Source organism: Escherichia sp. TW14182 (assembly GCF_000208525.1).
GTDB lineage: Bacteria > Pseudomonadota > Gammaproteobacteria > Enterobacterales > Enterobacteriaceae > Escherichia > Escherichia ruysiae.
The window spans coordinates 1-24,144 of sequence record NZ_AEJZ01000022.1; the positions used below are offsets into that span (position 1 = coordinate 1).

Annotated in this window: 26 protein-coding genes, 1 tRNA gene and 1 pseudogene; 8 read left to right on the top strand and 20 right to left on the bottom strand. The window is 48.8% G+C overall.

Going from position 1 to position 24,144, the window contains the following annotated elements:
• Positions 1 to 280 precede the first annotated feature (280 nt).
• Positions 281 to 883, bottom strand: coding sequence for a type 1 fimbria switch DNA invertase FimB (gene fimB / locus EQY_RS0102350; protein ID WP_000790591.1), 603 nt, complete (start codon positions 881 to 883; stop codon positions 281 to 283).
• Between the two features lie 1,483 nt (positions 884 to 2,366).
• Between fimB and nanC the strand changes: the two genes are divergently transcribed.
• The 3 genes and pseudogenes from nanC to EQY_RS27400 form a co-directional block, all read left to right on the top strand.
• Positions 2,367 to 3,083: an N-acetylneuraminic acid outer membrane channel NanC gene (gene nanC, locus EQY_RS0102365; RefSeq protein ID WP_016159471.1), complete on the top strand. Its 717-nt coding sequence runs from the start codon at positions 2,367 to 2,369 to the stop codon at positions 3,081 to 3,083.
• 19 nt (positions 3,084 to 3,102) lie between these two features.
• Positions 3,103 to 4,209: an N-acetylneuraminate epimerase gene (gene nanM / locus EQY_RS0102370; protein ID WP_024212370.1), complete on the top strand. Its 1,107-nt coding sequence runs from the start codon at positions 3,103 to 3,105 to the stop codon at positions 4,207 to 4,209.
• A gap of 296 nt (positions 4,210 to 4,505) precedes the next feature.
• Positions 4,506 to 4,853 (top strand): annotated as a pseudogene (locus tag EQY_RS27400) (sialate O-acetylesterase); the annotation flags it as partial.
• A gap of 335 nt (positions 4,854 to 5,188) precedes the next feature.
• Here EQY_RS27400 and EQY_RS27405 read toward each other — a convergent pair.
• From EQY_RS27405 to rlmE, 7 genes are all read right to left on the bottom strand, one after another.
• A complete protein-coding gene (locus EQY_RS27405) occupies positions 5,189 to 5,278 on the bottom strand; it encodes a hypothetical protein (RefSeq protein ID WP_441294655.1) in 90 nt (29 codons plus the stop codon).
• A 216-nt stretch (positions 5,279 to 5,494) separates the two neighbouring features.
• Positions 5,495 to 5,581, bottom strand: a tRNA-Leu gene (locus EQY_RS0102380).
• A 13-nt stretch (positions 5,582 to 5,594) separates the two neighbouring features.
• Entirely contained in the window at positions 5,595 to 5,927 is a 333-nt protein-coding gene (secG, locus tag EQY_RS0102385; protein WP_001517162.1) for a preprotein translocase subunit SecG, read from the bottom strand.
• A 227-nt stretch (positions 5,928 to 6,154) separates the two neighbouring features.
• Positions 6,155 to 7,492, bottom strand: a complete 1,338-nt coding sequence (gene glmM / locus EQY_RS0102390; protein WP_000071137.1) for a phosphoglucosamine mutase — start codon at positions 7,490 to 7,492, stop codon at positions 6,155 to 6,157.
• Positions 7,485 to 8,333, bottom strand: a complete 849-nt coding sequence (gene folP, locus EQY_RS0102395; protein ID WP_000764734.1) for a dihydropteroate synthase — start codon at positions 8,331 to 8,333, stop codon at positions 7,485 to 7,487. Before folP ends, glmM begins: the two co-directional genes overlap by 8 nt.
• 89 nt (positions 8,334 to 8,422) lie before the next feature.
• On the bottom strand, positions 8,423 to 10,357 hold the full coding sequence (gene ftsH, locus EQY_RS0102400) for an ATP-dependent zinc metalloprotease FtsH (protein ID WP_001107477.1): 1,935 nt from the start codon (positions 10,355 to 10,357) through the stop codon (positions 8,423 to 8,425).
• 99 nt (positions 10,358 to 10,456) lie between these two features.
• Positions 10,457 to 11,086 (bottom strand): 23S rRNA (uridine(2552)-2'-O)-methyltransferase RlmE, encoded by a 630-nt coding sequence (gene rlmE, locus EQY_RS0102405; RefSeq protein WP_000145975.1) that lies wholly within the window; start codon positions 11,084 to 11,086, stop codon positions 10,457 to 10,459.
• A 126-nt stretch (positions 11,087 to 11,212) separates the two neighbouring features.
• On the opposite strand from rlmE, the gene yhbY reads away from it, so the two are divergent.
• Entirely contained in the window at positions 11,213 to 11,506 is a 294-nt protein-coding gene (gene yhbY / locus EQY_RS0102410) for a ribosome assembly RNA-binding protein YhbY (protein ID WP_001054420.1), read from the top strand.
• A gap of 155 nt (positions 11,507 to 11,661) precedes the next feature.
• On the opposite strand, the gene greA is transcribed toward yhbY, so the two are convergent.
• On the bottom strand, positions 11,662 to 12,138 hold the full coding sequence (gene greA / locus EQY_RS0102415) for a transcription elongation factor GreA (RefSeq protein ID WP_001148001.1): 477 nt from the start codon (positions 12,136 to 12,138) through the stop codon (positions 11,662 to 11,664).
• Positions 12,139 to 12,384: 246 nt separating this feature from the next.
• Here greA and dacB point away from each other — a divergent pair, with 246 nt between their 5' ends.
• Positions 12,385 to 13,818 carry a serine-type D-Ala-D-Ala carboxypeptidase gene (dacB, locus tag EQY_RS0102420; protein ID WP_001212643.1) on the top strand — a complete coding sequence of 478 codons (1,434 nt, stop codon included), beginning with the start codon at positions 12,385 to 12,387 and terminating at the stop codon, positions 13,816 to 13,818.
• Positions 13,819 to 13,929: 111 nt separating this feature from the next.
• On the opposite strand, the gene cgtA is transcribed toward dacB, so the two are convergent.
• The 4 genes from cgtA to rplU all read right to left on the bottom strand — a co-directional run bounded on the left by cgtA (position 13,930) and on the right by rplU (position 16,799).
• Positions 13,930 to 15,102 carry an Obg family GTPase CgtA gene (cgtA, locus tag EQY_RS0102425; RefSeq protein WP_000673561.1) on the bottom strand — a complete coding sequence of 391 codons (1,173 nt, stop codon included), beginning with the start codon at positions 15,100 to 15,102 and terminating at the stop codon, positions 13,930 to 13,932.
• A 15-nt stretch (positions 15,103 to 15,117) separates the two neighbouring features.
• A complete protein-coding gene (locus tag EQY_RS0102430; RefSeq protein ID WP_000813014.1) occupies positions 15,118 to 16,083 on the bottom strand; it encodes a DMT family transporter in 966 nt (321 codons plus the stop codon).
• A gap of 126 nt (positions 16,084 to 16,209) precedes the next feature.
• Complete coding sequence (rpmA, locus tag EQY_RS0102435) at positions 16,210 to 16,467, bottom strand: 50S ribosomal protein L27 (protein ID WP_000940596.1); 258 nt, start codon at positions 16,465 to 16,467, stop codon at positions 16,210 to 16,212.
• Positions 16,468 to 16,487: 20 nt separating this feature from the next.
• The gene (gene rplU / locus EQY_RS0102440) at positions 16,488 to 16,799 is read right to left on the bottom strand and encodes a 50S ribosomal protein L21 (RefSeq protein WP_000271401.1); all 312 of its coding nucleotides are present in this window, start codon (positions 16,797 to 16,799) and stop codon (positions 16,488 to 16,490) included.
• 257 nt (positions 16,800 to 17,056) lie between these two features.
• Here rplU and ispB point away from each other — a divergent pair, with 257 nt between their 5' ends.
• On the top strand, positions 17,057 to 18,028 hold the full coding sequence (ispB, locus tag EQY_RS0102445) for an octaprenyl diphosphate synthase (protein WP_010346507.1): 972 nt from the start codon (positions 17,057 to 17,059) through the stop codon (positions 18,026 to 18,028).
• Positions 18,029 to 18,254: 226 nt separating this feature from the next.
• Positions 18,255 to 18,533, top strand: coding sequence for a DNA-binding transcriptional regulator SfsB (gene sfsB / locus EQY_RS0102450; protein ID WP_000429727.1), 279 nt, complete (start codon positions 18,255 to 18,257; stop codon positions 18,531 to 18,533).
• A 47-nt stretch (positions 18,534 to 18,580) separates the two neighbouring features.
• Here the strand turns inward: sfsB and murA are convergent, their stop codons facing one another.
• From murA to mlaF, 7 genes are all read right to left on the bottom strand, one after another.
• Positions 18,581 to 19,840, bottom strand: coding sequence for a UDP-N-acetylglucosamine 1-carboxyvinyltransferase (murA, locus tag EQY_RS0102455; RefSeq protein ID WP_000357255.1), 1,260 nt, complete (start codon positions 19,838 to 19,840; stop codon positions 18,581 to 18,583).
• 54 nt (positions 19,841 to 19,894) lie between these two features.
• Positions 19,895 to 20,149 carry a BolA family iron metabolism protein IbaG gene (gene ibaG / locus EQY_RS0102460; RefSeq protein ID WP_010346509.1) on the bottom strand — a complete coding sequence of 85 codons (255 nt, stop codon included), beginning with the start codon at positions 20,147 to 20,149 and terminating at the stop codon, positions 19,895 to 19,897.
• A gap of 159 nt (positions 20,150 to 20,308) precedes the next feature.
• Positions 20,309 to 20,602 (bottom strand): lipid asymmetry maintenance protein MlaB, encoded by a 294-nt coding sequence (mlaB, locus tag EQY_RS0102465; RefSeq protein WP_000004491.1) that lies wholly within the window; start codon positions 20,600 to 20,602, stop codon positions 20,309 to 20,311.
• A complete protein-coding gene (gene mlaC / locus EQY_RS0102470; RefSeq protein WP_000476479.1) occupies positions 20,602 to 21,237 on the bottom strand; it encodes a phospholipid-binding protein MlaC in 636 nt (211 codons plus the stop codon). Before mlaC ends, mlaB begins: the two co-directional genes overlap by 1 nt.
• A gap of 18 nt (positions 21,238 to 21,255) precedes the next feature.
• Complete coding sequence (mlaD, locus tag EQY_RS0102475) at positions 21,256 to 21,795, bottom strand: outer membrane lipid asymmetry maintenance protein MlaD (protein ID WP_024212372.1); 540 nt, start codon at positions 21,793 to 21,795, stop codon at positions 21,256 to 21,258.
• 4 nt (positions 21,796 to 21,799) lie between these two features.
• Positions 21,800 to 22,582: a lipid asymmetry maintenance ABC transporter permease subunit MlaE gene (gene mlaE, locus EQY_RS0102480; protein ID WP_000925792.1), complete on the bottom strand. Its 783-nt coding sequence runs from the start codon at positions 22,580 to 22,582 to the stop codon at positions 21,800 to 21,802.
• A gap of 7 nt (positions 22,583 to 22,589) precedes the next feature.
• A complete protein-coding gene (mlaF, locus tag EQY_RS0102485; RefSeq protein WP_000438245.1) occupies positions 22,590 to 23,399 on the bottom strand; it encodes a phospholipid ABC transporter ATP-binding protein MlaF in 810 nt (269 codons plus the stop codon).
• Between the two features lie 208 nt (positions 23,400 to 23,607).
• Between mlaF and EQY_RS0102490 the strand changes: the two genes are divergently transcribed.
• A partial coding sequence (locus EQY_RS0102490) for a calcium/sodium antiporter (RefSeq protein ID WP_000922892.1) occupies positions 23,608 to 24,144 on the top strand: 537 nt, incomplete at its 3' end.

Below are 24,144 nucleotides of genomic sequence, written 5' to 3' on the forward strand. Positions count from 1 at the left end.
CAATAGATAGCACCTGATTAACTCCCAGTTGCTTAAAAAATAAAGAAAAAAGTGCAGAAAGAGAAGGATCTAAGTGATATGTAAATTTATGAATGCTTTTGTTTGTTTATTTCGAATAAAATAAAACATTGTATTTTGTATGGGTATGGTTAAGCTAATGTTTATTATGATAATTAAGAATTACACCAACAATAACATCAATTAATAAATGGTTAATTATTATTGATATATCGTAAGAATAATGTAGGTTTTAACACCATCCCTGGTATCTCATCCATCTTTATAAAACAGCGTGACGCTGTCGACCTCTGGGTCTGTCCCAGATGCCGTAAAAACGCCCTGCATTGCTGGCGGTATACCAGACGGTATGACGAATATTACGATGCCCAAGATAATCCTGGATAAGTCGTGTATCTATTCCCATATTCGCCAAAGCAAAACCACACGAATGGCGTAACATGTGCGGATGAATCTCCAGTGATAGCCCGGCATTACCACCTGAAGTCGAGATAATATGGTAAAACTGTTGACGAGAAAGCGGATTCCCTTTGCGTGATAAAAATACCCACTCACTCTCAGCATGTGGATAAGAAGTACGCGTACTCAACCAGTTTTTTAAAGCCTGAACTTCTTTGTTCAATAGCGGGTGCGTCGTTGAAAAGCCTTTTTTTAATCGATGGATATATATGCACTTTGCCTTCAGATCAATATCCGAAATTCTCAATCGGCAAATTTCACTCGCCCGAAAGCCATGAATAAAACAAAGCAAAGTCAGACAATAATTGCGTGCAGCATGAGGCCCGGTATTTGCTGCTTTAAGGAGTGACTCGATTTCACTGTGGGTCAGGAAGTTCCTTTTTTTGTTATCAGCCTTATTCTTCATCGTTTTCCCTTATTATTACAGACGCGCACTAGCTGTGCTGGGTTAGCAATAATCCAACATTGTAATCCTGATTATGTTTATAAAAGCGAATGTTTGCTTAATGACTAACGCAAGTGGACCAGCTCTTTTGAATGAACTTAAATAGAATGGCGATAGCTACTTATAATAACTTTGCCATACAACGCTATGCTCTTGCATGCTATGTTCTTTTATATATTTTCAATCTGAGACGAATCTAATAATAACCCTCATCATCAATGTAACTAATCTTATCTATATATCACGTGATATGTTCTGTAACAAGTAAAATCAACATAAAAAAAATTCAGCAAAATTTAATTTTTTGTTCAACGCGCTATCTCACATATAACATTATTAGTCAACTCCATTTCCCTCAAAATTGCTATTTCATGAGATTCCTTAATTTTTAAGTGGCTATTATCATGCTAATGCTTAGTTCCCTAGCCATTATTACCCTTTGGTTTGTAAATTCATGCAGTGAGATTGTTATATTCCTTTCCAGACCGTGTATTGTCCAAAGATATGGGGGGAAGTCTGCACGCACCTTTTTTCATCTACATTCGTGTTAAATGTGGTGTGGTTACTTCAACTTAATCTTTTCTTACTCACTGCTATTTACTGGTGATACGGCAAATAACCGATTACCCCCCATCCTGAAGTGTGCTGAACATCAACGAGCCAGCCCTGGACAGGATCAGAAACTCCTCTACTACATACCAGGTTGCCCTTAGTCTCAGAACGTTAAAACATATTTTATGATGAGAATTATTGTCAATCTGATAGCGGATAAACACTCATTTTCACCATACCTGAGGAGTTAGCTTGTAAACCCGGCACTGCCGAAAATCATTAAAAATACATTATAAACAATTAGTTAATAACAAAACTTCAGTTTCATGAAGGCAGTCGAGAATGACCATCTGGCCTTACATAACATCTTTACCTTCGAAAAATATCGACATATTTTGTGACGCGAATTGCAAATCTGGTTTTGTTGTATGGATTGCGTGATTTTTGATCTGGCATAATAGGTATAAAGGTACACACAAGAGATAAATAAGACGACTCATATCGCAATCTAATACAAACATCCCTGGCGTCCTCTCTTATCGGGTGATGAAAGAGCACTTCAGTCTGACAGGAGTATGAAAATGAGATCAACAAACAATCCATTTTATGACACTGGCTAAAAATGAATTTAGTAAGTGAAATAGCTTACGAACACTAAAATCAAATAAACATCAGAATAGATTTAATACTCAGGTATTTAATCCAGATCTCTGTTTATCTTAAATTATGTGGAAAGCAATTTCTCACAGGAGGCATTATACAAAAAAAATAAAAAATAATTATCCGTGGCCCATGACGCTATAAGCCTGGCAAAAAAGAGCACATAACATAAATGCTATTTGTTTATTCGGACTTCGTATTACTTTCTGTATTCTACAAATGAGTGAAATTTATGAAAAAGGCTAAAATACTTTCTGGCGTATTATTACTCTGCTTTTCGTCACCATTAATTTCTCAGGCTGCAACACTGGATGTGCGTGGTGGATATCGTAGTGGAAGCCATGCCTATGAAACTCGACTCAAAGTCAGTGAGGGGTGGAAAAATGGATGGTGGGCAAGTATGGAAAGTAATACCTGGAATACCATTCATGATAATAAAAAGGAAAATGCCGCATTAAATGATGTTCAGGTTGAAGTTAATTACGCGATTAAACTTGATGATCAATGGACCGTGCGCCCAGGAATGTTAACCCATTTTAGCAGCAATGGCACACGCTATGGACCTTACGTAAAACTGTCATGGGATGCGACAAAAGATCTCAATTTTGGCATTCGCTATCGTTACGACTGGAAAGCTTACCGACAACAAGACTTATCTGGTGATATGTCTCGTGATAACGTTCATCGTTGGGATGGATATGTCACTTACAATATTAATAGTGATTTCACCTTCGCATGGCAAACGACGCTGTACAGCAAACAAAACGATTATCGCTATGCAAACCATAAGAAATGGGCGACGGAAAATGCATTTGTTCTACAATACCATATGACGCCCGATATTACGCCATACATAGAATATGACTACCTTGACCGTCAGGGTGTTTACAACGGTAGAGATAATTTATCGGAAAACAGTTATCGCATTGGTGTGTCATTTAAACTGTAGTAGACAGGAGACAGTCACAATGAATAAAACAATAACGGCACTTGCTATCATGATGGCTTCATGTGCCGCAAACGCGTCGGTATTACCAGAAACTCCTGTGCCATTTAAAAGTGGTACTGGTGTAATTGATAACGACACTGTCTACATTGGTTTAGGTAGCGCAGGTACGGCATGGTACAAGCTGGATACGCAAGCCAAAGATAAAAAATGGATAGCTCTGGCGGAATTCCCCGCTGGCCCGAGAGATCAAGCAACCTCTGCCTTTATTGATGGTAATTTGTATGTATTTGGCGGTGTTGGTAAAAACAGTGAGGGGTTAACTCAGGTATTCAACGACGTACACAAATATAATCCCAAAACCAATACCTGGGTTAAATTAATGTCGCACGCACCGATGGGCATGGCAGGTCATGTGACCTTTGTACACAACGGCAAAGCCTATATTACTGGCGGCGTTAACCAAAATATCTTTAATGGCTATTTTGAAGATCTCAAGGAGGCAGGAAAAGATTCAGCGGCTATAGATAAAATCAACACCCACTATTTTGACAAAAAAGCAGAAGATTATTTCTTCAATAAGTTCCTGTTGTCTTTTGATCCCTCTACACAGCAATGGAGTTACACTGGCGAATCCCCCTGGTATGGTACGGCTGGTGCAGCGGTAGTAAATAAAGGTGATAAAACCTGGCTTATTAATGGCGAAGCCAAACCAGGACTGCGAACTGATGCTGTATTTGAGCTTGATTTCACCGGCAATGGCATAAAATGGAATAAACTTTCTCCCGTCTCCTCCCCAGATGGCGTAGCTGGCGGTTTTGCAGGTATTAGCAATGACTCTCTTATATTTGCCGGGGGAGCCGGATTCAAAGGTTCACGAGAAAATTACCAGAACGGTAAAAACTATGCGCATGAAGGTCTGAAAAAATCGTATAGCGCCGATATTCATCTTTGGCATAACGGGAAATGGGAGAAATCTGGCGAACTGTCGCAAGGTCGGGCCTACGGAGTATCATTGCCCTGGAATAATAATTTATTGATTATTGGCGGTGAAACTACGGGCGGCAAAGCTGTGGCGGATTCAGTGTTGCTCTCTGTGAAAGATAATAAAGTTACTGTGCAAAACTAACTTTTCAGGGCTCCAGCAAAGGAGCCCTGCGATCAATGGCTCATCACCTGTTGTCATTTCAATTACGCATATATATGAACACGATAATATCGCCCGATTATTACTATGTTCTTACCGTTGCCGGACAATCTAATGCCATGGCATATGGCGAAGGACTTCCCTTACCAGACAGTGAAGATGCGCCTCACCCCAGAATAAAACAACTGGCAAGATTTACACAGACGCATCCCGGTGGCTCGTCATGTCAATTTAATGACATTATTCCACTGACTCACTGCCCACACGATATTCAGGATATGCGGGATTATCACCATCCTCTGGCAACGAATCATCAAACACAATACGGTACAGTTGGACAGGCACTGCATATTGCGCGGAAATTATTGCCCTTCATTCCTGATAATGCTGGCGTTCTCATCGTTCCTTGTTGTCGTGGCGGATCGGCTTTTACCGCAGGCTGCGAAGGAACATATTCAGAACAGCACGGAGCCAGCCATGATGCATGTCGTTGGGGAACGGATACTCCGCTGTATCAGGATTTAGTCAACAGAACGCGAGCTGCACTGGCGAAGAATCCGCAGAATAAATTCCTCGGCGTATGCTGGATGCAGGGCGAATTTGATTTAATGACGAGTGACTACGCGTTACACCCTCAATATTTTAATAATATGCTTGAGGCCTTTCGTAAGGATTTAAAGCAGTACAGTTCTCAGCTTCTGAATACTAACACTTCCGCTGCTCCGTGGTTCTGCGGCGATACCACCTGGTACTGGAAAGAAAATTATCCTCATGCGTACGAAACTATTTATGGCAATTACAAAAAGAATGCCTTAACCAATATTATTTTTGTCGGCTTCCAGCAACAAGACGAACGAGGGCTAACGAACGAGCCTGATGAAGATCCGGACGATTTAATCACGGGATATTACGGTTCAGCGTACCGAACGCCAGAAAACTGGACAACGGCGCTACGAAGCAGTCATTTTAGCTCGGCAGCCCGTCGGGGGATTATTTCCGACAAATTTGCTAACGTTATTTTGCGGTTTTGGCAGGAAAAGTGAGCACTCACAAATTTGATTTATGCGCATCCATCAATGCTCTGGACTCTGTTGGTAATCTTCAGCCTCTTCAAACGGTATCTACAACGATTATGTAATCACAACCTATGCAACATAGGGCGATTGCGCTTGTAGAAAATAATGATGCAGAAAACTTTGTTTAACGCTATTCAGACGAGCAACAGATACAAAAAAAGACGCTTTTCAGCGTCTTTCTTTTGGAATATTGGTACTGAGGATGGGACTCGAACCCACAAGCCCGTTAGGGCACTACCACCTCAAGGTAGCGTGTCTACCAATTCCACCACCTCAGCACAGATACTATTCTTAGTTCGGGATATCGCTGGTCGGCTTAGCCGGAGCAGCTGGCTGAGTTTGTTCGGTTTTCGCCGGAGCACTCAGATTTTCCCATTCGCTACCTTTATTGGTTTTGTTGCTGTTGATGTTACCCAGCACCAGACTGATGATGAAGAACAACGTTGCCAGCACAGCCGTCATACGGGTCATGAAGTTGCCAGAACCACTTGAACCAAACAGCGTAGCGGAAGCGCCTGCTCCGAAGGAGGCTCCCATATCAGCGCCTTTACCTTGCTGCAGCATGATCAGACCAACAAGGCCAATTGCTACAATAAGGAAAACTACTAAAAGAGCTTCGTACATAATCAACCTGTTCCTTGCGGAGTTGCCGCGTACCAATGCTTCAACCAATAAAGCGGGAGAATTTAATCTTTCCCACTGAAGCGGGTGTGAATACTAACCAAAGCGAATGACCTTCGCAAGGGCAATTTTATTGCATTGTATCAACTGCGGAAAAAAACAGCAAAATAGATGTGCATAAGAAAAACAAAGGCGACAATCGCCGCCTTTTTAGCCAGTTAGTTATCGCATTAAACCGCTTTTACCGCATCAGCGATACGGTGAGCAAACTCGGTGACCTGCGCTTCGTCTTCACCTTCAACCATCACGCGAATTAACGGCTCAGTGCCGGATTTACGCAACAGCACACGCCCACGGCTACCCAGCGCCGCTTCAACTTCGGCGGTCACGGCTTTAACAGACTCATGCTCCAGCGGATCGCCGCTGCCTGCGGTATAACGCACGTTAACCAGAATCTGCGGGAACATTTTCATGCCACTGCAAAGGTCGTGCAGGCTCATATGGTTACGCGCCATCGCCGCCAGCACCTGCAAACCAGCAACGATGCCGTCACCGGTAGTGGTTTTATCCAGCAGGATCACATGACCGGAGTTCTCTGCACCGATACGCCAGCCTTTTTCCTGCATTTTTTCCAGTACGTAGCGGTCGCCCACTTTCGCACGTGCAAATGGAATGCCTAACTGTTTCAGCGCCAGTTCCAGCCCCATGTTGCTCATTAATGTACCCACCGCGCCACCACGCAGCTGCCCCTGACGAAGACCTTCACGCGCGATGATATACATGATCTGATCGCCATCGACTTTATTGCCTTCATGGTCAACCATAATCACGCGGTCGCCGTCGCCGTCAAAGGCAATGCCGAGATCTGCTTTTTCAGCCAATACGCGTGCCTGTAGCGCACGAACATCAGTTGCCCCCACTTCGGCATTGATGTTTACGCCGTTCGGCTCACAACCGATGGCGATAACGTTCGCTCCCAACTCGCGCAGCACGTTTGGCGCGATGTGATAAGTCGCGCCATTTGCGCAATCCACCACAATCTTCAGTTCACTGAGGCTAAGTTCGTTCGGGAACGTGGCTTTGCAAAATTCGATATAGCGACCCGCAGCATCAACGATACGGCTGGCTTTACCCAGTTCTGCCGAATCAACGCAGCTAATCTCTTTTTCCATTTCAGCTTCGATGGCCTCTTCTACCGCATCCGGCAGTTTGGTGCCGTCGATAGAGAAGAATTTAATGCCATTATCGTAGAACGGGTTATGCGATGCGGAAATCACAATCCCGGCCTCTGCGCGGAAGGTACGCGTCAGATAAGCCACTGCCGGTGTTGGCATCGGGCCGGTAAAAAGTGCGGAAAGTCCCGCTGCCGCCAAACCCGCTTCCAGCGCCGACTCCAGCATATAGCCAGAAATACGCGTGTCTTTACCAATAATGATCTTACGGGAACCATGACGCGCCAGCACTTTACCTGCTGCCCAGCCCAGCTTCAGCACAAAATCAGGGGTGATCGGCGCATCCCCAACACGACCACGGATCCCATCGGTCCCGAAATATTTACGATTACTCATAGCGTTTGTTTTCCTTTGCAGACAGAGTGGCTTCCACCACTCGCATCGCTTCTACGGTTTCTTTGACGTCATGAACACGAATGATGTGTGCGCCCTGCATCGCAGCAATAACTGCACAGGCCAGACTACCGCTCAGGCGTTCGGACGGCCCCACGTTCAGCAGTTGTCCAATCATCGATTTTCGTGACATACCCACCAACAGCGGCAGGTTGAAATGGTGAAATTCAGCCAGACGCGCCAATAATGAATAGTTATGGTGGAGATTTTTACCGAAACCGAATCCCGGGTCGAGCAACAATTTCTCTTTTGCGATACCCGCCCGTTCACAGTGTGCTATTTGCTCAATAAAGTAGCGATTCACTTCAGCATAAACATCGTCATACTTCGGCGCTTCCTGCATGGTCTTTGGATTTCCCTGCATATGCATCAGGCATACGGGTAAACCAGTTTCCGCAGCCGCTTCCAGAGCGCCAGGTTCGGAAAGGGAGCGGATATCGTTAATGATGTGAGCGCCCACTTTCGCCGACTCACGGATAACTTCCGGTTTGGAGGTATCCACAGAGATCCAGACTTCGAATCGTTGCGCAATTGCCTCAACCACCGGAATAACACGTTGCAACTCTTCTTCAACACTCACTTCCGCTGCACCTGGACGCGTAGACTCTCCACCAACGTCGATAATCGTCGCGCCAGCGTTGATCATCAGATTCGCATGTTTCACTGCATCAATCAGAGAGTTATGCGTACCACCATCAGAAAAAGAATCTGGCGTGACGTTGAGTATCCCCATCACGTGAGGATGGCTAAGATCCAGTGAAGTGCCCTGGGCAAAGAGTTTCATGGTGTTATCCCTGGTATAAATTGATAAGAAAAAACCCCGGAGCACGCCCCGGGGTTTTCGGTACAAATACAGTCATCTGATGCGGGAACTTACTTGTCGCCTAACTGCTCTGACATGGTGTTACCCGGATTTGGCGTACGTGGTTCATCAACCGGACGCGGCGCCTTTGGAGTGCCATTATTGTCAGAATTGTTAGATGCTCCCGACTCATCCCAACCTGCAGGCGGGCGTACATCGCGACGAGCCATCAAGTCATCAATCTGCGGTGCGTCGATGGTCTCATATTTCATGAGTGCATCTTTCATCGCATGAAGAATATCCAGGTTGTCGTTCAACAACTGACGCGCACGATTATAGTTACGTTCAATCAGTGACTTCACTTCCTGGTCGATGATACGCGCGGTTTCATCGGACATATGTTTTGCTTTCGCCACGCTACGACCGAGGAAAACTTCACCTTCTTCTTCCGCATACAGCAGCGGACCGAGTTTTTCAGAGAAGCCCCACTGGGTCACCATGTTACGCGCCAGGTTAGTCGCAACTTTAATATCGTTCGACGCACCGGTAGAAACATGTTCTGGTCCGTAGATGATCTCTTCTGCCAGACGACCACCGTACAGCGTAGAAATCTGGCTTTCCAGTTTCTGACGGCTGGCGCTGATTGCGTCACCCTCAGGCAAGAAGAAGGTCACACCCAGAGCACGACCGCGTGGGATAATCGTCACTTTGTGCACCGGATCGTGTTCCGGCACCAGGCGACCGATAATCGCATGACCCGCTTCGTGGTAAGCCGTTGATTCTTTCTGCGCTTCCGTCATCACCATGGAGCGACGTTCCGCACCCATCATGATTTTGTCTTTCGCTTTCTCGAACTCAACCATCGACACAACGCGTTTGTTGCCACGTGCCGCAAACAGTGCCGCTTCGTTCACCAGGTTCGCCAGGTCTGCACCGGAGAAGCCTGGTGTGCCACGAGCAATAATTGCCGCATCAACATCTGGCGCCAACGGTACGCGACGCATATGCACTTTCAGGATCTGCTCACGCCCACGGACATCTGGCAGACCAACCACAACCTGACGGTCGAAACGACCAGGACGCAGCAGTGCCGGGTCGAGAACGTCCGGACGGTTAGTCGCGGCGATAACGATGATACCTTCGTTACCTTCGAAGCCATCCATCTCAACCAGCATCTGGTTCAGGGTCTGTTCACGCTCATCATGACCACCACCCAGACCAGCGCCACGCTGGCGACCTACGGCGTCGATTTCATCGATGAAGATGATGCACGGTGCCGCTTTCTTAGCCTGTTCGAACATGTCACGCACACGAGATGCACCCACACCGACGAACATTTCTACGAAGTCAGAACCGGAGATGGTAAAGAACGGAACTTTCGCTTCACCTGCAATGGCTTTCGCCAGCAGCGTTTTACCCGTACCCGGAGGACCGACCATCAGGACGCCTTTCGGGATCTTACCGCCCAGTTTCTGGAAGCGGCTCGGCTCACGCAGATACTCAACCAGTTCGGCAACTTCTTCTTTTGCTTCGTCGCAACCAGCAACATCAGCAAAGGTCGTTTTGATCTGATCTTCCGTCAACATGCGCGCTTTGCTCTTACCGAACGACATCGCGCCTTTACCGCCGCCGCCCTGCATTTGACGCATGAAGAAGATCCAGACACCAATCAGTAACAGCATCGGGAACCATGAGATGAAGATAGAAGCCAGCAGGCTTGGCTCTTCAGGCGGTTCACCGACAACCTTGACGTTCTTGGTCAGCAGGTTATCCAGTAGTTTCGGATCCTGAACCGGAATGTAAGTGGTATAACGGTTACTATCTTTCTTGGTAACGTTGATTTCACGTCCGTTGATACGCGCTTCACGAACCTGGTCGTTATTGACCTCTTGTAGGAAGGTAGAGTAATCCACCTTACGGCCATTAGACTCGCTGGGCCCAAAGCTCTGGAATACTGACATCAGCACAACGGCAATGACCAGCCAGAGTATTAGGTTTTTCGCCATGTCACTCAAGGGATTAACCTCTTATTACAACTGTGTTAAAAACAGCGTCAGGATACTCTATATCCAGCATCTTTCAAACTTTCGTCTGAAATCTCCCGGTTAGGGTTTACGCCCGGTCGCTACAATATACACTTCCCGCGAACGTGCACGAGAAGAGTCCGGCTTACGAACTTTGACCTTCGTAAACAGGGAGCGAATTTCCCTTAGATACTCATCGAAACCTTCGCCCTGGAACACCTTCACTACAAAACTGCCACCCGGCGCTAACACATCACGACACATTTCTAGCGCCAGTTCCACCAGATACATGGCACGGGGGATATCCACCGCCGGTGTTCCGCTCATGTTTGGTGCCATATCGGACATGACAACCTGGACTTTGCTGTCGCCTACGCGTTCCAGCAGTGCTTTCATCACCAGTTCATCACGAAAATCGCCCTGAAGAAAGTCCACACCAACGATAGGATCCATAGGTAAAAGATCGCAAGCGATGATGCGGCCTTTGCCGCCAATTTGGGTGACCACATATTGTGACCAACCACCCGGGGCAGCACCAAGGTCGACAACCGTCATTCCCGGTTTAAAGAGTTTGTCACTTTGCTGTATTTCATCAAGTTTAAACCAGGCACGGGAACGTAACCCCTTTTTCTGTGCCTGTTGAACATATTTATCGCTAAAGTGTTCCTGAAGCCAGCGGCTGGAGCTGGCAGAACGCTTCTTACCTGTCATTTAACTTTCCCATTGGGATAACTCATCGTAACCAATTGCGTAAATTTTTACGCGCCTATTTGGTGATATATGGGAGATGGCGGTAGAATGACCCGTTTTCAATCCCAACGTAAGCAAAAAAATACGATGAATCTGAGTACTAAACAAAAACAACACCTGAAAGGTCTGGCACATCCGCTCAAGCCAGTTGTTCTGCTTGGCAGTAATGGTTTGACCGAAGGGGTGCTGGCCGAGATTGAACAAGCGTTAGAGCACCATGAACTCATCAAGGTGAAAATCGCCACAGAAGATCGCGAAACTAAAACCTTGATCGTGGAAGCTATCGTGCGCGAAACCGGCGCCTGTAATGTACAGGTCATCGGTAAAACGCTGGTGCTTTATCGCCCAACTAAAGAACGTAAAATCTCGCTGCCACGCTAAGATTATCCTAAAGTTACACACATTTTCTGTGTAAAACGAGGGATTTTCCGCAGGCAGGAGAGCAAAATGCCACGCTCTGTTCGTTGATAAAAGGCCGCATAGCGGCCTTTTTCCTTTCTTTACAATACATCAACATTTTGAGTATTGGGTAATTCTTACAGGTATTCTACCTTAATTACTTCAAATTCTACTTCGCCGCCTGGCGTTTTGATGACCACAACATCATCTTCTTCTTTGCCGATCAGGCCACGAGCGATAGGTGAGTTTACAGAAATCAGGTTTTGTTTAAAGTCAGCTTCGTCATCGCCTACGATGCGATAAGTCTGTTCTTCATCAGAATCCAGATTCAACACCGTTACGGTAGCACCAAAAATAACGCGGCCATTGTTTGGCATTTTGGTGACATCAATCACCTGCGCGTTCGACAGCTTGGCTTCGATGTCTTTGATACGGCCTTCGCAGAAGCCCTGCTGTTCACGCGCAGCGTGATATTCAGCATTCTCTTTCAGGTCGCCATGTTCACGCGCTTCCGCGATAGCAGCAATGATTTCAGGACGGCGCACAGATTTCAGAAAATCCAGCTCTTCGCGTAATTTTTCAGCGCCGCGTAAGGTCATCGGAATAGCTTGCATTTGTTATACCTCTTGAATATTCCTGATGGGGCGAGTCTCCACCCACCCCGGCTGTTCGGTCAGCCCGGCATAACTCCTCACCAGGCCAGAAGCAAAAAAATACCGACCCGGAAACAGGTTCCAGGTCAGCTACAATTCACATTTTGATGATCATTTTACCCTGAAGTTCCCGAAGGGTCATCGTTTACTTTATAGGGCGTTGCGCCGTAGTATGACGGCTCGATTCCAGGTTGTTAGCGCGAGATTATGCGATTTTCCAGATTTATCATCGGATTGACCAGCTGTATAGCGTTCAGTGTTCAGGCTGCGAATGTTGATGAGTACATTACTCAACTTCCCGCTGGTGCCAACCTTGCCCTGATGGTGCAAAAAGTCGGCGCGTCTGCCCCCACGATTGATTACCACAGTCAGCAGATGGCGCTGCCCGCCAGTACGCAAAAAGTAATCACTGCGCTGGCTGCGTTGATTCAACTCGGCCCCGATTTTCGTTTTACCACTACGCTTGAAACCAAAGGTAATGTGGAAAACGGAGTGCTTAAAGGCGATTTAGTGGCGCGATTTGGTGCCGATCCGACGTTAAAACGTCAGGATATTCGCAATATGGTCGCGACTCTGAAAAAATCTGGTGTCACACAAATCGATGGCAATGTACTCATAGATACCTCCATTTTTGCCAGCCATGATAAAGCTCCCGGCTGGCCATGGAATGACATGACACAATGCTTTAGCGCACCACCCGCCGCTGCCATCGTTGACCGCAATTGCTTCTCCGTCTCGCTCTACAGCGCCCAAAAACCCGGTGATATGGCTTTTATACGCGTGGCATCTTATTACCCCGTTACGATGTTCAGCCAGGTACGCACCCTCCCCCGTGGTTCTGCCGAAGCGCAATACTGCGAGCTGGATGTCGTGCCAGGCGACCTGAACCGCTTTACGCTGACCGGATGCCTGCCACAACGTTCCGAACCTCTACCGTTAGCCTTTGCGGTGCAAGATGGTGCCAGCTATGCCGGGGCGATTCTGAAAGATGAGTTAAAACAAGCGGGTATCACCTGGAGCGGAACACTGCTGCGACAAACGCAGGTTAACGAACCGGGAACGGTGGTGGCCAGTAAACAATCGGCTCCTTTGCATGATCTGCTTAAGATTATGTTGAAAAAATCAGACAACATGATCGCCGATACGGTTTTCCGCATGATAGGCCATGCGCGCTTCAATGTGCCTGGAACATGGCGGGCCGGGTCGGACGCCGTGCGCCAAATTCTGCGTCAGCAAGCCGGTGTCGATATTGGCAACACGATTATTGCCGACGGCTCGGGACTTTCACGCCATAACCTGATTGCGCCTGCCACCATGATGCAGGTGCTGCAATATATCGCCCAACATGACAATGAGCTTAACTTTATCTCTATGCTGCCGCTGGCGGGTTATGACGGCTCGTTACAGTACCGTGCGGGTCTGCATCAGGCGGGCGTGGATGGCAAAGTCTCAGCGAAAACCGGTTCGTTGCAGGGGGTATATAACCTGGCGGGATTCATTACCACAGCGAGCGGGCAACGAATGGCGTTTGTGCAATATCTTTCTGGCTATGCAGTAGAACCGGCGGATCAGCGTAATCGCCGTATTCCGTTAGTGCGCTTTGAAAGCCGCTTGTATAAAGATATTTATCAGAACAATTAGTCAAAAAGAAACCCCGGCGCATGGTCGGGGTTTCAGATTATTGACAAAGTGCGCTTTGTTTATGCCTGATAAGCGTAGCGCATCAGGCTATTTGGCGTTTGTCATCAGTAATTAACGCTTGTAAATGAACTCAACGCCTTCTTCGTCGTCTTCGTCCCAGTCGTCATCCCAGTCTTCATCATCCTCTTCAGCAATTTCTTCAAGCTGCTGACGGTGATAATCATCCCACATGAATTCGACTTTCTCTGGCTGTTTCGCTTCTTCGGCCTGCACGACCGGGTTTTCAATGATAAAGGTCATCACATCCCAGCAGAGATCTTTCACGCCCAGTCCGCTTGCCGCAGAGATCAGATAATATTTATCTTCCCAGCCCAGCGCCTCAGCGATCGCTTTCGCTTTCTCTTCGGCTTCCGCTTTATCCAGCAGATCGATCTTGTTGAAGACTAACCAACGCGGTTTCGCCGCCAGATCCTGACTGTATTTTTCCAGCTCGCTGATAATAATACGCGCGTTTTCAACCGGATCGGTGCCGTCAATCGGATCGATATCGATAAGGTGCAACAGGACGCGGCAACGTTCCAGGTGCTTCAGGAAGCGAATCCCCAGACCTGCGCCTTCCGCAGCGCCTTCAATCAGCCCTGGAATATCGGCAACAACGAAGCTCTTTTCGTTGTCCATTCGTACCACACCCAGACTTGGCACCAGAGTGGTAAACGGATAGTCCGCTACTTTCGGTTTAGCCGCCGAAACAGCGCGAATGAATGTCGATTTACCAGCATTTGGCATCCCCAGCATCCCGACGTCCGCCAGCAGCATCAGCTCCAGCAGCAGCTCGCGCTTATCGCCCGGCGTACCGTTGGTTTTCTGCCGTGGTGTACGGTTAACGGACGATTTGAAACGAGTATTGCCCAGACCGTGCCAGCCGCCCTTAGCAACCAGCAGACGCTGACCGTGTTTGGTCATATCGCCCATGGTTTCACCGGTGCCCTGATCGATAACACGCGTACCTACTGGTACTTTAATCGTCACGTCTTTACCACGCTTACCGGTGCAGTCGCGGCTTGCGCCATTCTGACCACGCTCGGCGCGGAAAGATTTTTCAAAACGATAATCGATAAGCGTATTCAGGTTCTCGTCGGCTTCCATCCATACGTCACCGCCGTCACCACCGTCGCCGCCATCCGGGCCGCCTTTCGGAATATATTTTTCGCGGCGGAAGCTCACGCAACCATTACCGCCATCACCTGCAACGACCAGAATCGATGCTTCATCAACAAACTTCATTTTATTCTCCGTAAATCATTCGCCTGCGCGGGGTTGCGATACCACCGTTGTATGCTTACGTAATCCGCCCCAAATACGATGACCAATGGCGGAATACATCGCGCCCGCAACCACGACAAACGCACCGAGATAACCTAAAAGGTTTAACATCGGTCTGGCGAAGAAATCGGGCCAGGCCAGTGATAAAAGATCTGAAAAAAACAGCGTAAACAGTGGGGTGAGCGTGATGATCGCGCTCACCTGCGCTGCCTGCCAGCGAGCCATCGCTTCCGCCAGGGCGCCATATCCTACCAATGTATTCAGTCCGCAAAAAATTAAACATGCGAGCTGCCAGTGGCTAAGCTGCGCTATCACCCCAGGCTTTGCCAGAGGGAAGAGCGCAATTGTACATAAAGTGTACAGTAAAAACAGGATCTGCGGTGAGGCCAGCCGACGCAATAAAACCTTTTGCGCCACGCCATAACTCACCCAAACCGTCGCCGCACCGACCCCAAAGATAACTCCCCAGGTGTAATCGGTGAGCTTTGTAAATATCTCGACCAGACTGGTGTTAAAGAACATCACCAGGCCGCTCAGGAGCATCAATGCTCCCACAACCTGGGTGCTGCGCATTTTCTCTTTCAGGATAAATACGCTGGCAACCATCATGCCAACCGGCGAGAGTTGCCCAATCACCTGCGAGGCGGTCGGACTCAGGTATTGCAAGGATGAGCTGAACAGGATGAAGTTCCCAAACAGCCCGGCAGTCGCCACTGCCAACAAAATCAACCAGCGTGGCTTACGAAACACGCGTAATGGCGGCAGCTTCTTCTTCACCGCAAGAATGGCACCAAGGCCAATACTCGCCATCAAGAAACGGTAAAACACAATTGTCGGAGGTTCCATCACCTCCAGCACCTGCTTCATTGCGATTGGCAACGCCCCCCAGCAAATTGCTGTGGTGAGCGCCAAAAGAATGCCAATGCCTGCCTGCTGCTTCATACCGTATTCCCTGCAAAACGCATTTGCGGATTAACGCCGCACGATGCGCATTTTTACCGGCTATCGAATGTAAAAAGCCCCGCAACGTGTTGCGGGGCTTTCATCCGTTACCGGGACGCGAAAAACTTATTCAGCTTCGATGCTGATAAATTTACGGTTTTTCGGGCCTTTAACTTCGAATTTCACTTTACCGTCTGCTTTAGCAAACAGAGTGTGGTCACGACCGCAACCTACGTTAGTGCCAGCGTGGAATTTGGTGCCACGTTGACGAACGATGATGCTACCCGCCAGAACGGATTCGCCACCGAAACGCTTAACGCCCAGGCGTTTAGCTTCTGAATCGCGACCGTTACGTGTGGAGCCGCCAGCCTTTTTATGTGCCATTTGAAATCTCTCCTCAGGTCTTAGGCGCTGATGCCAGTAATTTTCACATCAGTGAACCACTGACGATGGCCCTGCTGCTTACGATAGTGTTTACGACGACGAAACTTAACGATTTTAACTTTCTCGCCACGACCGTGAGCAACAACTTCAGCTTTGATTACGCCGCCATCAACGAAAGGAACGCCGATTTTGACTTCTTCACCGTTTGCGATCATCAGCACTTCAGCGAACTCAACAGTTTCGCCAGTTGCGATGTCCAGCTTTTCCAGGCGAACGGTCTGACCTTCGCTTACTCGGTGTTGTTTACCACCACTTTGGAAAACCGCGTACATATAAAACTCCGCTTCCGCGCACACCTTTTCAATGATTCAGAGTGCGCTATAAATATTCACAATAGGGCGCGAATATTACGCAAAACGCACGCCTTTGACAAGTGCTACAGTCAATACACGAAGAAAAAAACACAACTTGTACGGTAACGTTTATCTGTGCCATTTTTTCAGTACAATCACCCTATATTCCTAACCATAAACCCTAAGTTGCCTTTGTTCACAGTAAGGTAATCGGGGCGAAAAGCCCGGCTTTTGCGATGAATTTAGAAAAAATCAATGAGTTAACCGCGCAAGATATGGCGGGTGTTAATGCGGCAATCCTTGAGCAGCTTAATTCCGACGTCCAACTGATCAATCAGTTAGGCTATTACATCGTCAGCGGCGGCGGTAAACGTATTCGTCCGATGATTGCTGTACTGGCTGCACGAGCTGTTGGCTATGAGGGAAATGCGCATGTCACCATTGCCGCTCTGATCGAGTTTATCCACACAGCGACTCTGCTACACGACGACGTTGTGGATGAATCAGATATGCGCCGTGGTAAAGCTACCGCCAACGCCGCGTTTGGCAATGCCGCCAGCGTGCTGGTAGGCGATTTTATTTACACCCGCGCGTTCCAGATGATGACCAGCCTCGGCTCGCTCAAAGTGCTGGAAGTGATGTCCGAAGCCGTAAACGTCATTGCAGAAGGTGAAGTTCTGCAACTGATGAACGTTAACGACCCGGATATCACCGAAGAAAACTACATGCGCGTTATCTACAGCAAAACTGCACGTCTGTTTGAGGCTGCTGCGCAGTGTTCCGGGATTCTGGCAGGATGTACACCGGAAGAGGAAAAAGGCCTGCAGGATTATGGACGTTACCTCGGCACCGCTTTTCAGCTCATCGACGATTTGCTCGATTACAGCGCCGATGGTGAACAGTTAGGTAAAAACGTCGGGGACGATCTGAACGAAGGTAAACCGACGCTGCCGCTGCTACATGCGATGCATAATGGTACACCGGAGCAGGCGCAAATGATCCGTACTGCTATTGAGCAAGGCAACGGGCGTCATCTTCTGGAACCAGTTCTGGAAGCAATGAACGCGTGTGGATCTCTTGAATGGACGCGTCAGCGTGCCGAGGAAGAGGCAGACAAAGCCATCGAAGCGTTACAGATACTCCCGGATACCCCGTGGCGAGAGGCGTTAATCGGCCTTGCACATATCGCGGTTCAACGCGATCGTTAATTCCTTCCCTTTATCCCGCGCATTGCGCGGGATAACTCCAGTAAGTTCCATAAAAACACTTATTCAGTGCAATACCATCTGAATAATCAGCTGTTTGTCTTTATATATTCTGAATCTTCACACTATTTACATGAACTTTTTAGAGCAATGCGCCATCAGGAGTATAGTGATGCTCGATAGAACACATGTTCTGAATGAAAGCGACTAACTTAAGGAGTGAGGCAAGATGGAGAATAATTTCATTGACTGGCATCCCGCTGACATCATTGCGGGTTTGCGCAAGAAGGGAACGTCAATGGCGGCGGAATCTCGCAGAAATGGTTTGAGTTCCTCGACGCTGGCAAATGCATTATCGCGTCCGTGGCCAAAGGGAGAGATGATTATTGCGAAAGCCCTGGGTACTGACCCCTGGGTTATATGGCCATCACGCTACCATGATCCGCAGACCCATGAGTTTATCGACAGAACGCAGTTAATGCGCAGCTACACTAAACCGAAAAAATGAGTGGTCTGGCGGTAGCCCCGCGAACGGGGCTGCCAGCTTTCAGACGATTACTCGCCTTTCACACGCTCGATATTCGCACCTAATGCACGCAATTTGTCTTCAATGCGTTCGTAGCCGCGATCGATGTGATAAATACGATCAACAACCGTAGTCCCTTCCGCAATACAGCCAGCCAGCACCAGACTTGCTGATGCACGCAGATCGGTCGCCATGACCTGTGCGCCGGAAAGTTTTTCGACACCGTGACAAATAACGGTATTGCTTTCAATCTCGGCTTGCGCGCCCATACGGCTCAGCTCTGGCACGTGCATAAAGCGGTTCTCAAAGACCGTTTCGGTGATGAATCCGGTGCCTTCTGCCACCAGGTTCAGCAGCGTGAACTGAGCCTGCATATCGGTCGGGAACGCCGGATGCGGCGCAGTGCGGACATTAACGGCCTTCGGACGTTTGCCATGCATATCCAGGCTAATCCAGTCCTCACCTACTTCAATGTCCGCTCCTGCGTCACGCAGTTTCGCCAGCACAGCGTCAAGAGTATCTGGCTGGGCGTTACGGCAGATAATTTTGCCGCGAGAGATTGCCGCTGCCACCAGGAACGTGCCGGTTTCGATGCGATCCGGCAGCACGCGATAGACACCGCCGCCTAAATGTTCCACACCTTCGATGACGATACGATCGGTGCCTTGACCGCTAATTTTCGCGCCCAGCGTAATCAGGAAGTTCGCGGTATCGACAATTTCCGGTTCACGCGCGGCGTTTTCAATAATCGTGGTGCCTTCCGCCAGGGTTGCAGCACACATGATGGTCACGGTTGCGCCGACGCTGACTTTATCCATCACGATATGCGCGCCTTTCAGACGCCCATCGACGGAAGCTTTTACGTAACCTTCTTCCAGTTTGATCGTCGCGCCTAATTGCTCAAGCCCGGAAATATGCAAATCAACCGGACGCGCACCAATCGTACAACCGCCTGGCAGCGAAACCTGTCCCTGACCGAAACGTGCCACCAGCGGCCCCAGCGCCCAGATAGAGGCTCGCATGGTTTTGACTAAATCATAAGGTGCGCAGAATACATTAACGTCGCGGGCGTCAATATGCACAGAACCATTACGTTCTACTTTCGCACCCAGCTGGCTTAGCAGCTTCATTGACGTATCAACGTCTTTCAGTTTCGGTACGTTCTGGATCTCTACCGGTTCTTCCGCCAGTAGTGCGGCAAAAAGGATAGGCAGAGCAGCATTTTTAGCGCCGGAAATTGTGACTTCGCCCTGGAGCTTCGTTGGCCCCTGAACACGAAATTTATCCATTTAGTTTGTTCTCAGTTAACAATTCATATCCGCTACCGGCAAATCGCCCATAGCTCAAAAGCCGTTCAGTTTGCGATCTCGCGCCCACTCCGTAGGGGTATACGCTTTGATCGACACAGCATGAATGCGGTTATCCGCAATATATTCCATCAGCGGACCATAAACCGTCTGCTGTTTTTTAACCCGGCTCATGCCGTCAAACATCTCACCCACGGCAATAACCTGAAAGTGGCTGCCATCGCCGGAAACGTGGACTTCCTGGAGGGAGAGAGCGTTCATCAGCACGCTCTGAATTTCATTATTTTCCATGGGATCTTCATTCATCAGTTAATAAACCAGCAAAACATCTTAGAGCAAAGTTGCGCTGGCATAAATAAGCAAAAAGCCTTGCTGATAAATCAAACAAGGCTCGACTTGCAGGCGGATTGGCCGGACAGGCGGTTAACGTCTTATCCAGCCTGAAAAAATTTAACGAGGCAGGACATCAGACGGCAAATTATACAACTTTGCCAGGGTATACACCTTATCGTTTACCCCCTGAAGCGTCACGCTGTTGCCCTGCTTTTTCGCCAGATCGATAAGGTGGAGCAGCAGCGCCAGTCCACCAGTATCGACGCGGGACACGCGGCTAAGATCGATGCAGGTAATTCCCTTCACCGCTTCTTCACGCACTTCCCAAAGCGGTAGCAGTACGTCTTGATCCAACTCTCCGGTTAATACCAGAGTGTTGCCCGTCTGCACCCAGCTCAGTGACTCGCTCATTATTTTTTCTCTTCCAGAGTAATTTTCTGTTGAGAAATTGATTTCAGTTGCGCGGTCAGGCCGTCAATACCTTTGGTACGCAGCAGCGTTCCCCACTCGTTTTGTTTAGTGGTGATCATGCTGACGCCTTCGGCAATCATGTCGTAAGCCTGCCAGTTGCCAGTCTGGGAGTTTTTACGCCACTGGAAGTCCAGACGCACCGGCGGGCGACCATTCGGATCAATAATAGTAACGCGAATAGGCACAATGGTTTTATCACCCAGCGGCTGTTCTGGCGCAATCTGGTAAGTCTGCCCGTGATACATCGCCAGCGCCTGACCATAAGCCTGCTTCAGGTACTCACGGAAAGCGGCAAAGTATGCATCACGTTGGGCTGGGGTCGCGCCCTTGTAATACTGACCCAGTACCAGTGCACCAGCGTATTTCACCTGCACATACGGCAGCAGTTCCTGATCGACGATAGTACGCAGGTAATCCGGGTTGGCCCGGATTTGCGGTTGCTCATTCTTCAGGCGATCGAACGTTTTCTGCGCCGCCTCGTCCATCAGCTTATACGGATTGGTTTGGTCTGCCGCAGTTGCCGCACTCAGCGGTGCAATCACCAGCAAAGCGACCATCATTAAACGTTTAAACATGCGTCGGTTCTCCTGAAATTATTTCGTTGTACCCACAGGTTCAGTGGTTTCATTATTAGCTGGCGCATCGCCACTATTCTTATTGTCATCGCCTTTACTGCCGTAAAGGAACTGACCAATGAGATCTTCCAGCACCATCGCAGACTTGGTGTCCTGAATCGAATCGCCATCCTTCAGGATAGCAGTACCCAGTTCGGGGTCTTCAAAACCGACGTTTAACGCCAGATATTGCTCTCCAAGCAGGCCGGAAGTACGAATGCTCAGCGAACTGGTGTCAGGAATGTGGTTATAACGTTGTTCAATTTCCAGCGTCACGCGCGGCAAATAGGTTTTCGGATCCAGCGTAATATCTGCCACCCGACCGACGACAACGCCGCCAATGCTGACCGGAGAGCGCGCTTTCAGGCCGCCAATGTTATCGAACGTCGCATAAAGCGTGTAGGTCGGTTCAGTACGTATGGACGTCACGTTTGCCGCCTTCAGGCAGACAAACAGCGCCGCCAGCAGTGCTGCTAATAAAAAGATACCCACCCAAATTTCATTTTTTTTCGTTTGCATGAACTCAATTCCCAAACATCAATGCGGTCAGCACAAAATCCAGCCCCAGAACAGCCAGAGACGAGTGGACAACGGTGCGAGTGGTTGCCCGGCTAATCCCGGCAGAAGTCGGGATGGCGTCGTAGCCGTTAAACAACGAAATCCACGTCACCGTAATAGCGAACACCACGCTCTTAATCAGACAGTTGACCAGATCCATACGCCAGTCGACGGCATTTTGCATTGCCGACCAGAAGAATCCGCTATCAATACCTTTCCAGCTCACGCCGACCAGCGATCCGCCCCAGATCCCCACGGCGACGAAAATAATCGTCAGCAACGGCAATGAAATAACCCCAGCCCAGAAACGCGGAGAAATAACCCGACGCAGCGGATCGACCGCCATCATCTCCATGCTGGAGAGCTGCTCTGTGGCGCGCATCAAGCCGATTTCTGCGGTTAACGCCGAACCGGCTCGACCGGCAAACAGCAACGCAGCAACCACCGGTCCCAGTTCACGCAGTAGCGATAACGCCACCAGCATACCCAGACTGGTTTCCGCACTATAAGTGGTCAGAACCAGATAACCTTGCAGACCCAGCACCATTCCGATGAATACGCCAGAAACCACAATAATCAGCATTGACAGGACGCCGACATTATAGAGCTGACGCACCAGCAGCGGCGCATGTTTACGAAATTCCGGTTTGCCGACCAGCGCATTGAATAACATTAACCCGGCCCGTCCGAACGTTCTCAGGGTTTTAATCCCTTTATGTCCAAGCGAGGCCAGCGCATTTAACAGCATGAGTGGCTTAACTCCCTGGTAAAAGATCAGCGTGATAATCGCCGGCAGGATAGCGGAACGGAACAGGTCCGTCAGCTATCCCGTCCAGAAACTGACGTACGCGCGGATCAGGATTCGCCTGCAACGCCTGGGCGCTACCGTGAGCGACAATTTTTTTATCCGCCAGAATCCAGGCGTGATCCGCAATACTTAAGACTTCCGGCACATCATGAGAAACTACCACGCAGGTCACGCCCAACGCGCTGTTCAGCTCAGAAATCAGCTTCACCAGTACGCCCATAGTGATCGGATCCTGCCCAACAAACGGTTCATCAAACATGATGAGATCCGGCTCCAGGGCAATCGCACGCGCCAGTGCAGCGCGACGAGCCATCCCGCCGGAAAGCTCAGAAGGCATCAGTTTAGCCGCTCCACGCAGCCCCACGGCTTCCAGCTTCATCATCACCGTGCTATGCAACAATGGCGCGGGGAGCTGGGTATGTTCGCGCAGTGGATAGGCAACGTTGTCAAATACGTTCATATCTGTGAACAACGCCCCGGACTGAAACAACATGCTCATCCGTTTGCGCACAGTGTACAGGCGCGAACGAGACATCGCCGGAATATTCTCGCCATCAAAAAGGATCTCACCGTGATCTGGTGCGATTTGCCCGCCAATCAGACGGAGTAGCGTCGTTTTACCGATGCCCGATGGCCCCATGATTGCCGTGATCTTCCCTCGCGGCACGGTCAGGGAAATATTATCGAAGATGCAGCGATTGCCACGCGTAAAACTGACATCGCGCATATCGACTAAATTCGCCACAGACTGCTCCATAATTCACCCTTCGTCTTGCGTTGATTTTCTAAGCATGGTGCTCAATTTAACCTTGAACCCAACATATTTACAGAATATTACCCGCCGTGGTTAGCTAAAGCTGGCATTTGTTTTACTTTTTAGCCGCATAAAGTCAAAATTAAGAATCCGTTACGGCTTTCTGAGAATCTTCAGCGACCGGCGAGTATACCTGAAGAAAGGACGTTAGATGCTTTTAGCTACGGCACTGTTAATTGTTGGTTTACTTTTGGTCGTATACAGTGCCGATCGTCTGGTATTTGCCGCTTCCATTCTTTGCCGCACTTTTGGCATCCCACCGCTGATCATTGGCATGACTGTGGTCAGTATTGGCACGTCGCTTCCTGAGATTATTGTTTCGCTTGCCGCGTCACTGCACGAACAACGCGATTTAGCCGTCGGTACGGCGCTTGGCTCAAACATTATCAATATCTTGCTGATCCTCGGTCTGACCGCACTGGTGCGCCCTTTTACCGTCCATTCCGATGTTCTGCGCCGCGAGTTACCATTAATGTTATTCGTCAGCGTGGTGGCCGGTTCCGTACTCTATGACGGACAACTTAGCCGCAGCGATGGTATCTTTCTCCTTTTTCTGGCTGTGCTATGGCTGCTGTTCATTGTTAAACTTGCACATCAGGCCGAACGTCAGGGAACCGATAGCCTGACCAGAGAGCAGCTTGCAGAGCTACCGCGTGAAGGCGGTTTACCCGTCGCATTTTTATGGCTT

Coding starts and splice junctions, on each gene's coding strand:
- mlaF (WP_000438245.1), bottom strand. CDS start 23,399: ATGGAGCAGTCTGTGGCGAATTTAGTCGATATGCGCGATGTCAGTTTT.
- secG (WP_001517162.1), bottom strand. CDS start 5,927: ATGTACGAAGCTCTTTTAGTAGTTTTCCTTATTGTAGCAATTGGCCTT.
- ibaG (WP_010346509.1), bottom strand. CDS start 20,149: ATGGAAAATAATGAAATTCAGAGCGTGCTGATGAACGCTCTCTCCCTC.
- rpmA (WP_000940596.1), bottom strand. CDS start 16,467: ATGGCACATAAAAAGGCTGGCGGCTCCACACGTAACGGTCGCGATTCA.
- murA (WP_000357255.1), bottom strand. CDS start 19,840: ATGGATAAATTTCGTGTTCAGGGGCCAACGAAGCTCCAGGGCGAAGTC.
- glmM (WP_000071137.1), bottom strand. CDS start 7,492: ATGAGTAATCGTAAATATTTCGGGACCGATGGGATCCGTGGTCGTGTT.
- mlaC (WP_000476479.1), bottom strand. CDS start 21,237: ATGTTTAAACGTTTAATGATGGTCGCTTTGCTGGTGATTGCACCGCTG.
- ispB (WP_010346507.1), top strand. CDS start 17,057: ATGAATTTAGAAAAAATCAATGAGTTAACCGCGCAAGATATGGCGGGT.
- sfsB (WP_000429727.1), top strand. CDS start 18,255: ATGGAGAATAATTTCATTGACTGGCATCCCGCTGACATCATTGCGGGT.
- greA (WP_001148001.1), bottom strand. CDS start 12,138: ATGCAAGCTATTCCGATGACCTTACGCGGCGCTGAAAAATTACGCGAA.
- nanM (WP_024212370.1), top strand. CDS start 3,103: ATGAATAAAACAATAACGGCACTTGCTATCATGATGGCTTCATGTGCC.
- nanC (WP_016159471.1), top strand. CDS start 2,367: ATGAAAAAGGCTAAAATACTTTCTGGCGTATTATTACTCTGCTTTTCG.
- cgtA (WP_000673561.1), bottom strand. CDS start 15,102: ATGAAGTTTGTTGATGAAGCATCGATTCTGGTCGTTGCAGGTGATGGC.
- mlaE (WP_000925792.1), bottom strand. CDS start 22,582: ATGCTGTTAAATGCGCTGGCCTCGCTTGGACATAAAGGGATTAAAACC.
- EQY_RS0102430 (WP_000813014.1), bottom strand. CDS start 16,083: ATGAAGCAGCAGGCAGGCATTGGCATTCTTTTGGCGCTCACCACAGCA.
- fimB (WP_000790591.1), bottom strand. CDS start 883: ATGAAGAATAAGGCTGATAACAAAAAAAGGAACTTCCTGACCCACAGT.
- mlaB (WP_000004491.1), bottom strand. CDS start 20,602: ATGAGCGAGTCACTGAGCTGGGTGCAGACGGGCAACACTCTGGTATTA.
- ftsH (WP_001107477.1), bottom strand. CDS start 10,357: ATGGCGAAAAACCTAATACTCTGGCTGGTCATTGCCGTTGTGCTGATG.
- folP (WP_000764734.1), bottom strand. CDS start 8,333: ATGAAACTCTTTGCCCAGGGCACTTCACTGGATCTTAGCCATCCTCAC.
- dacB (WP_001212643.1), top strand. CDS start 12,385: ATGCGATTTTCCAGATTTATCATCGGATTGACCAGCTGTATAGCGTTC.
- rplU (WP_000271401.1), bottom strand. CDS start 16,799: ATGTACGCGGTTTTCCAAAGTGGTGGTAAACAACACCGAGTAAGCGAA.
- mlaD (WP_024212372.1), bottom strand. CDS start 21,795: ATGCAAACGAAAAAAAATGAAATTTGGGTGGGTATCTTTTTATTAGCA.
- rlmE (WP_000145975.1), bottom strand. CDS start 11,086: ATGACAGGTAAGAAGCGTTCTGCCAGCTCCAGCCGCTGGCTTCAGGAA.
- yhbY (WP_001054420.1), top strand. CDS start 11,213: ATGAATCTGAGTACTAAACAAAAACAACACCTGAAAGGTCTGGCACAT.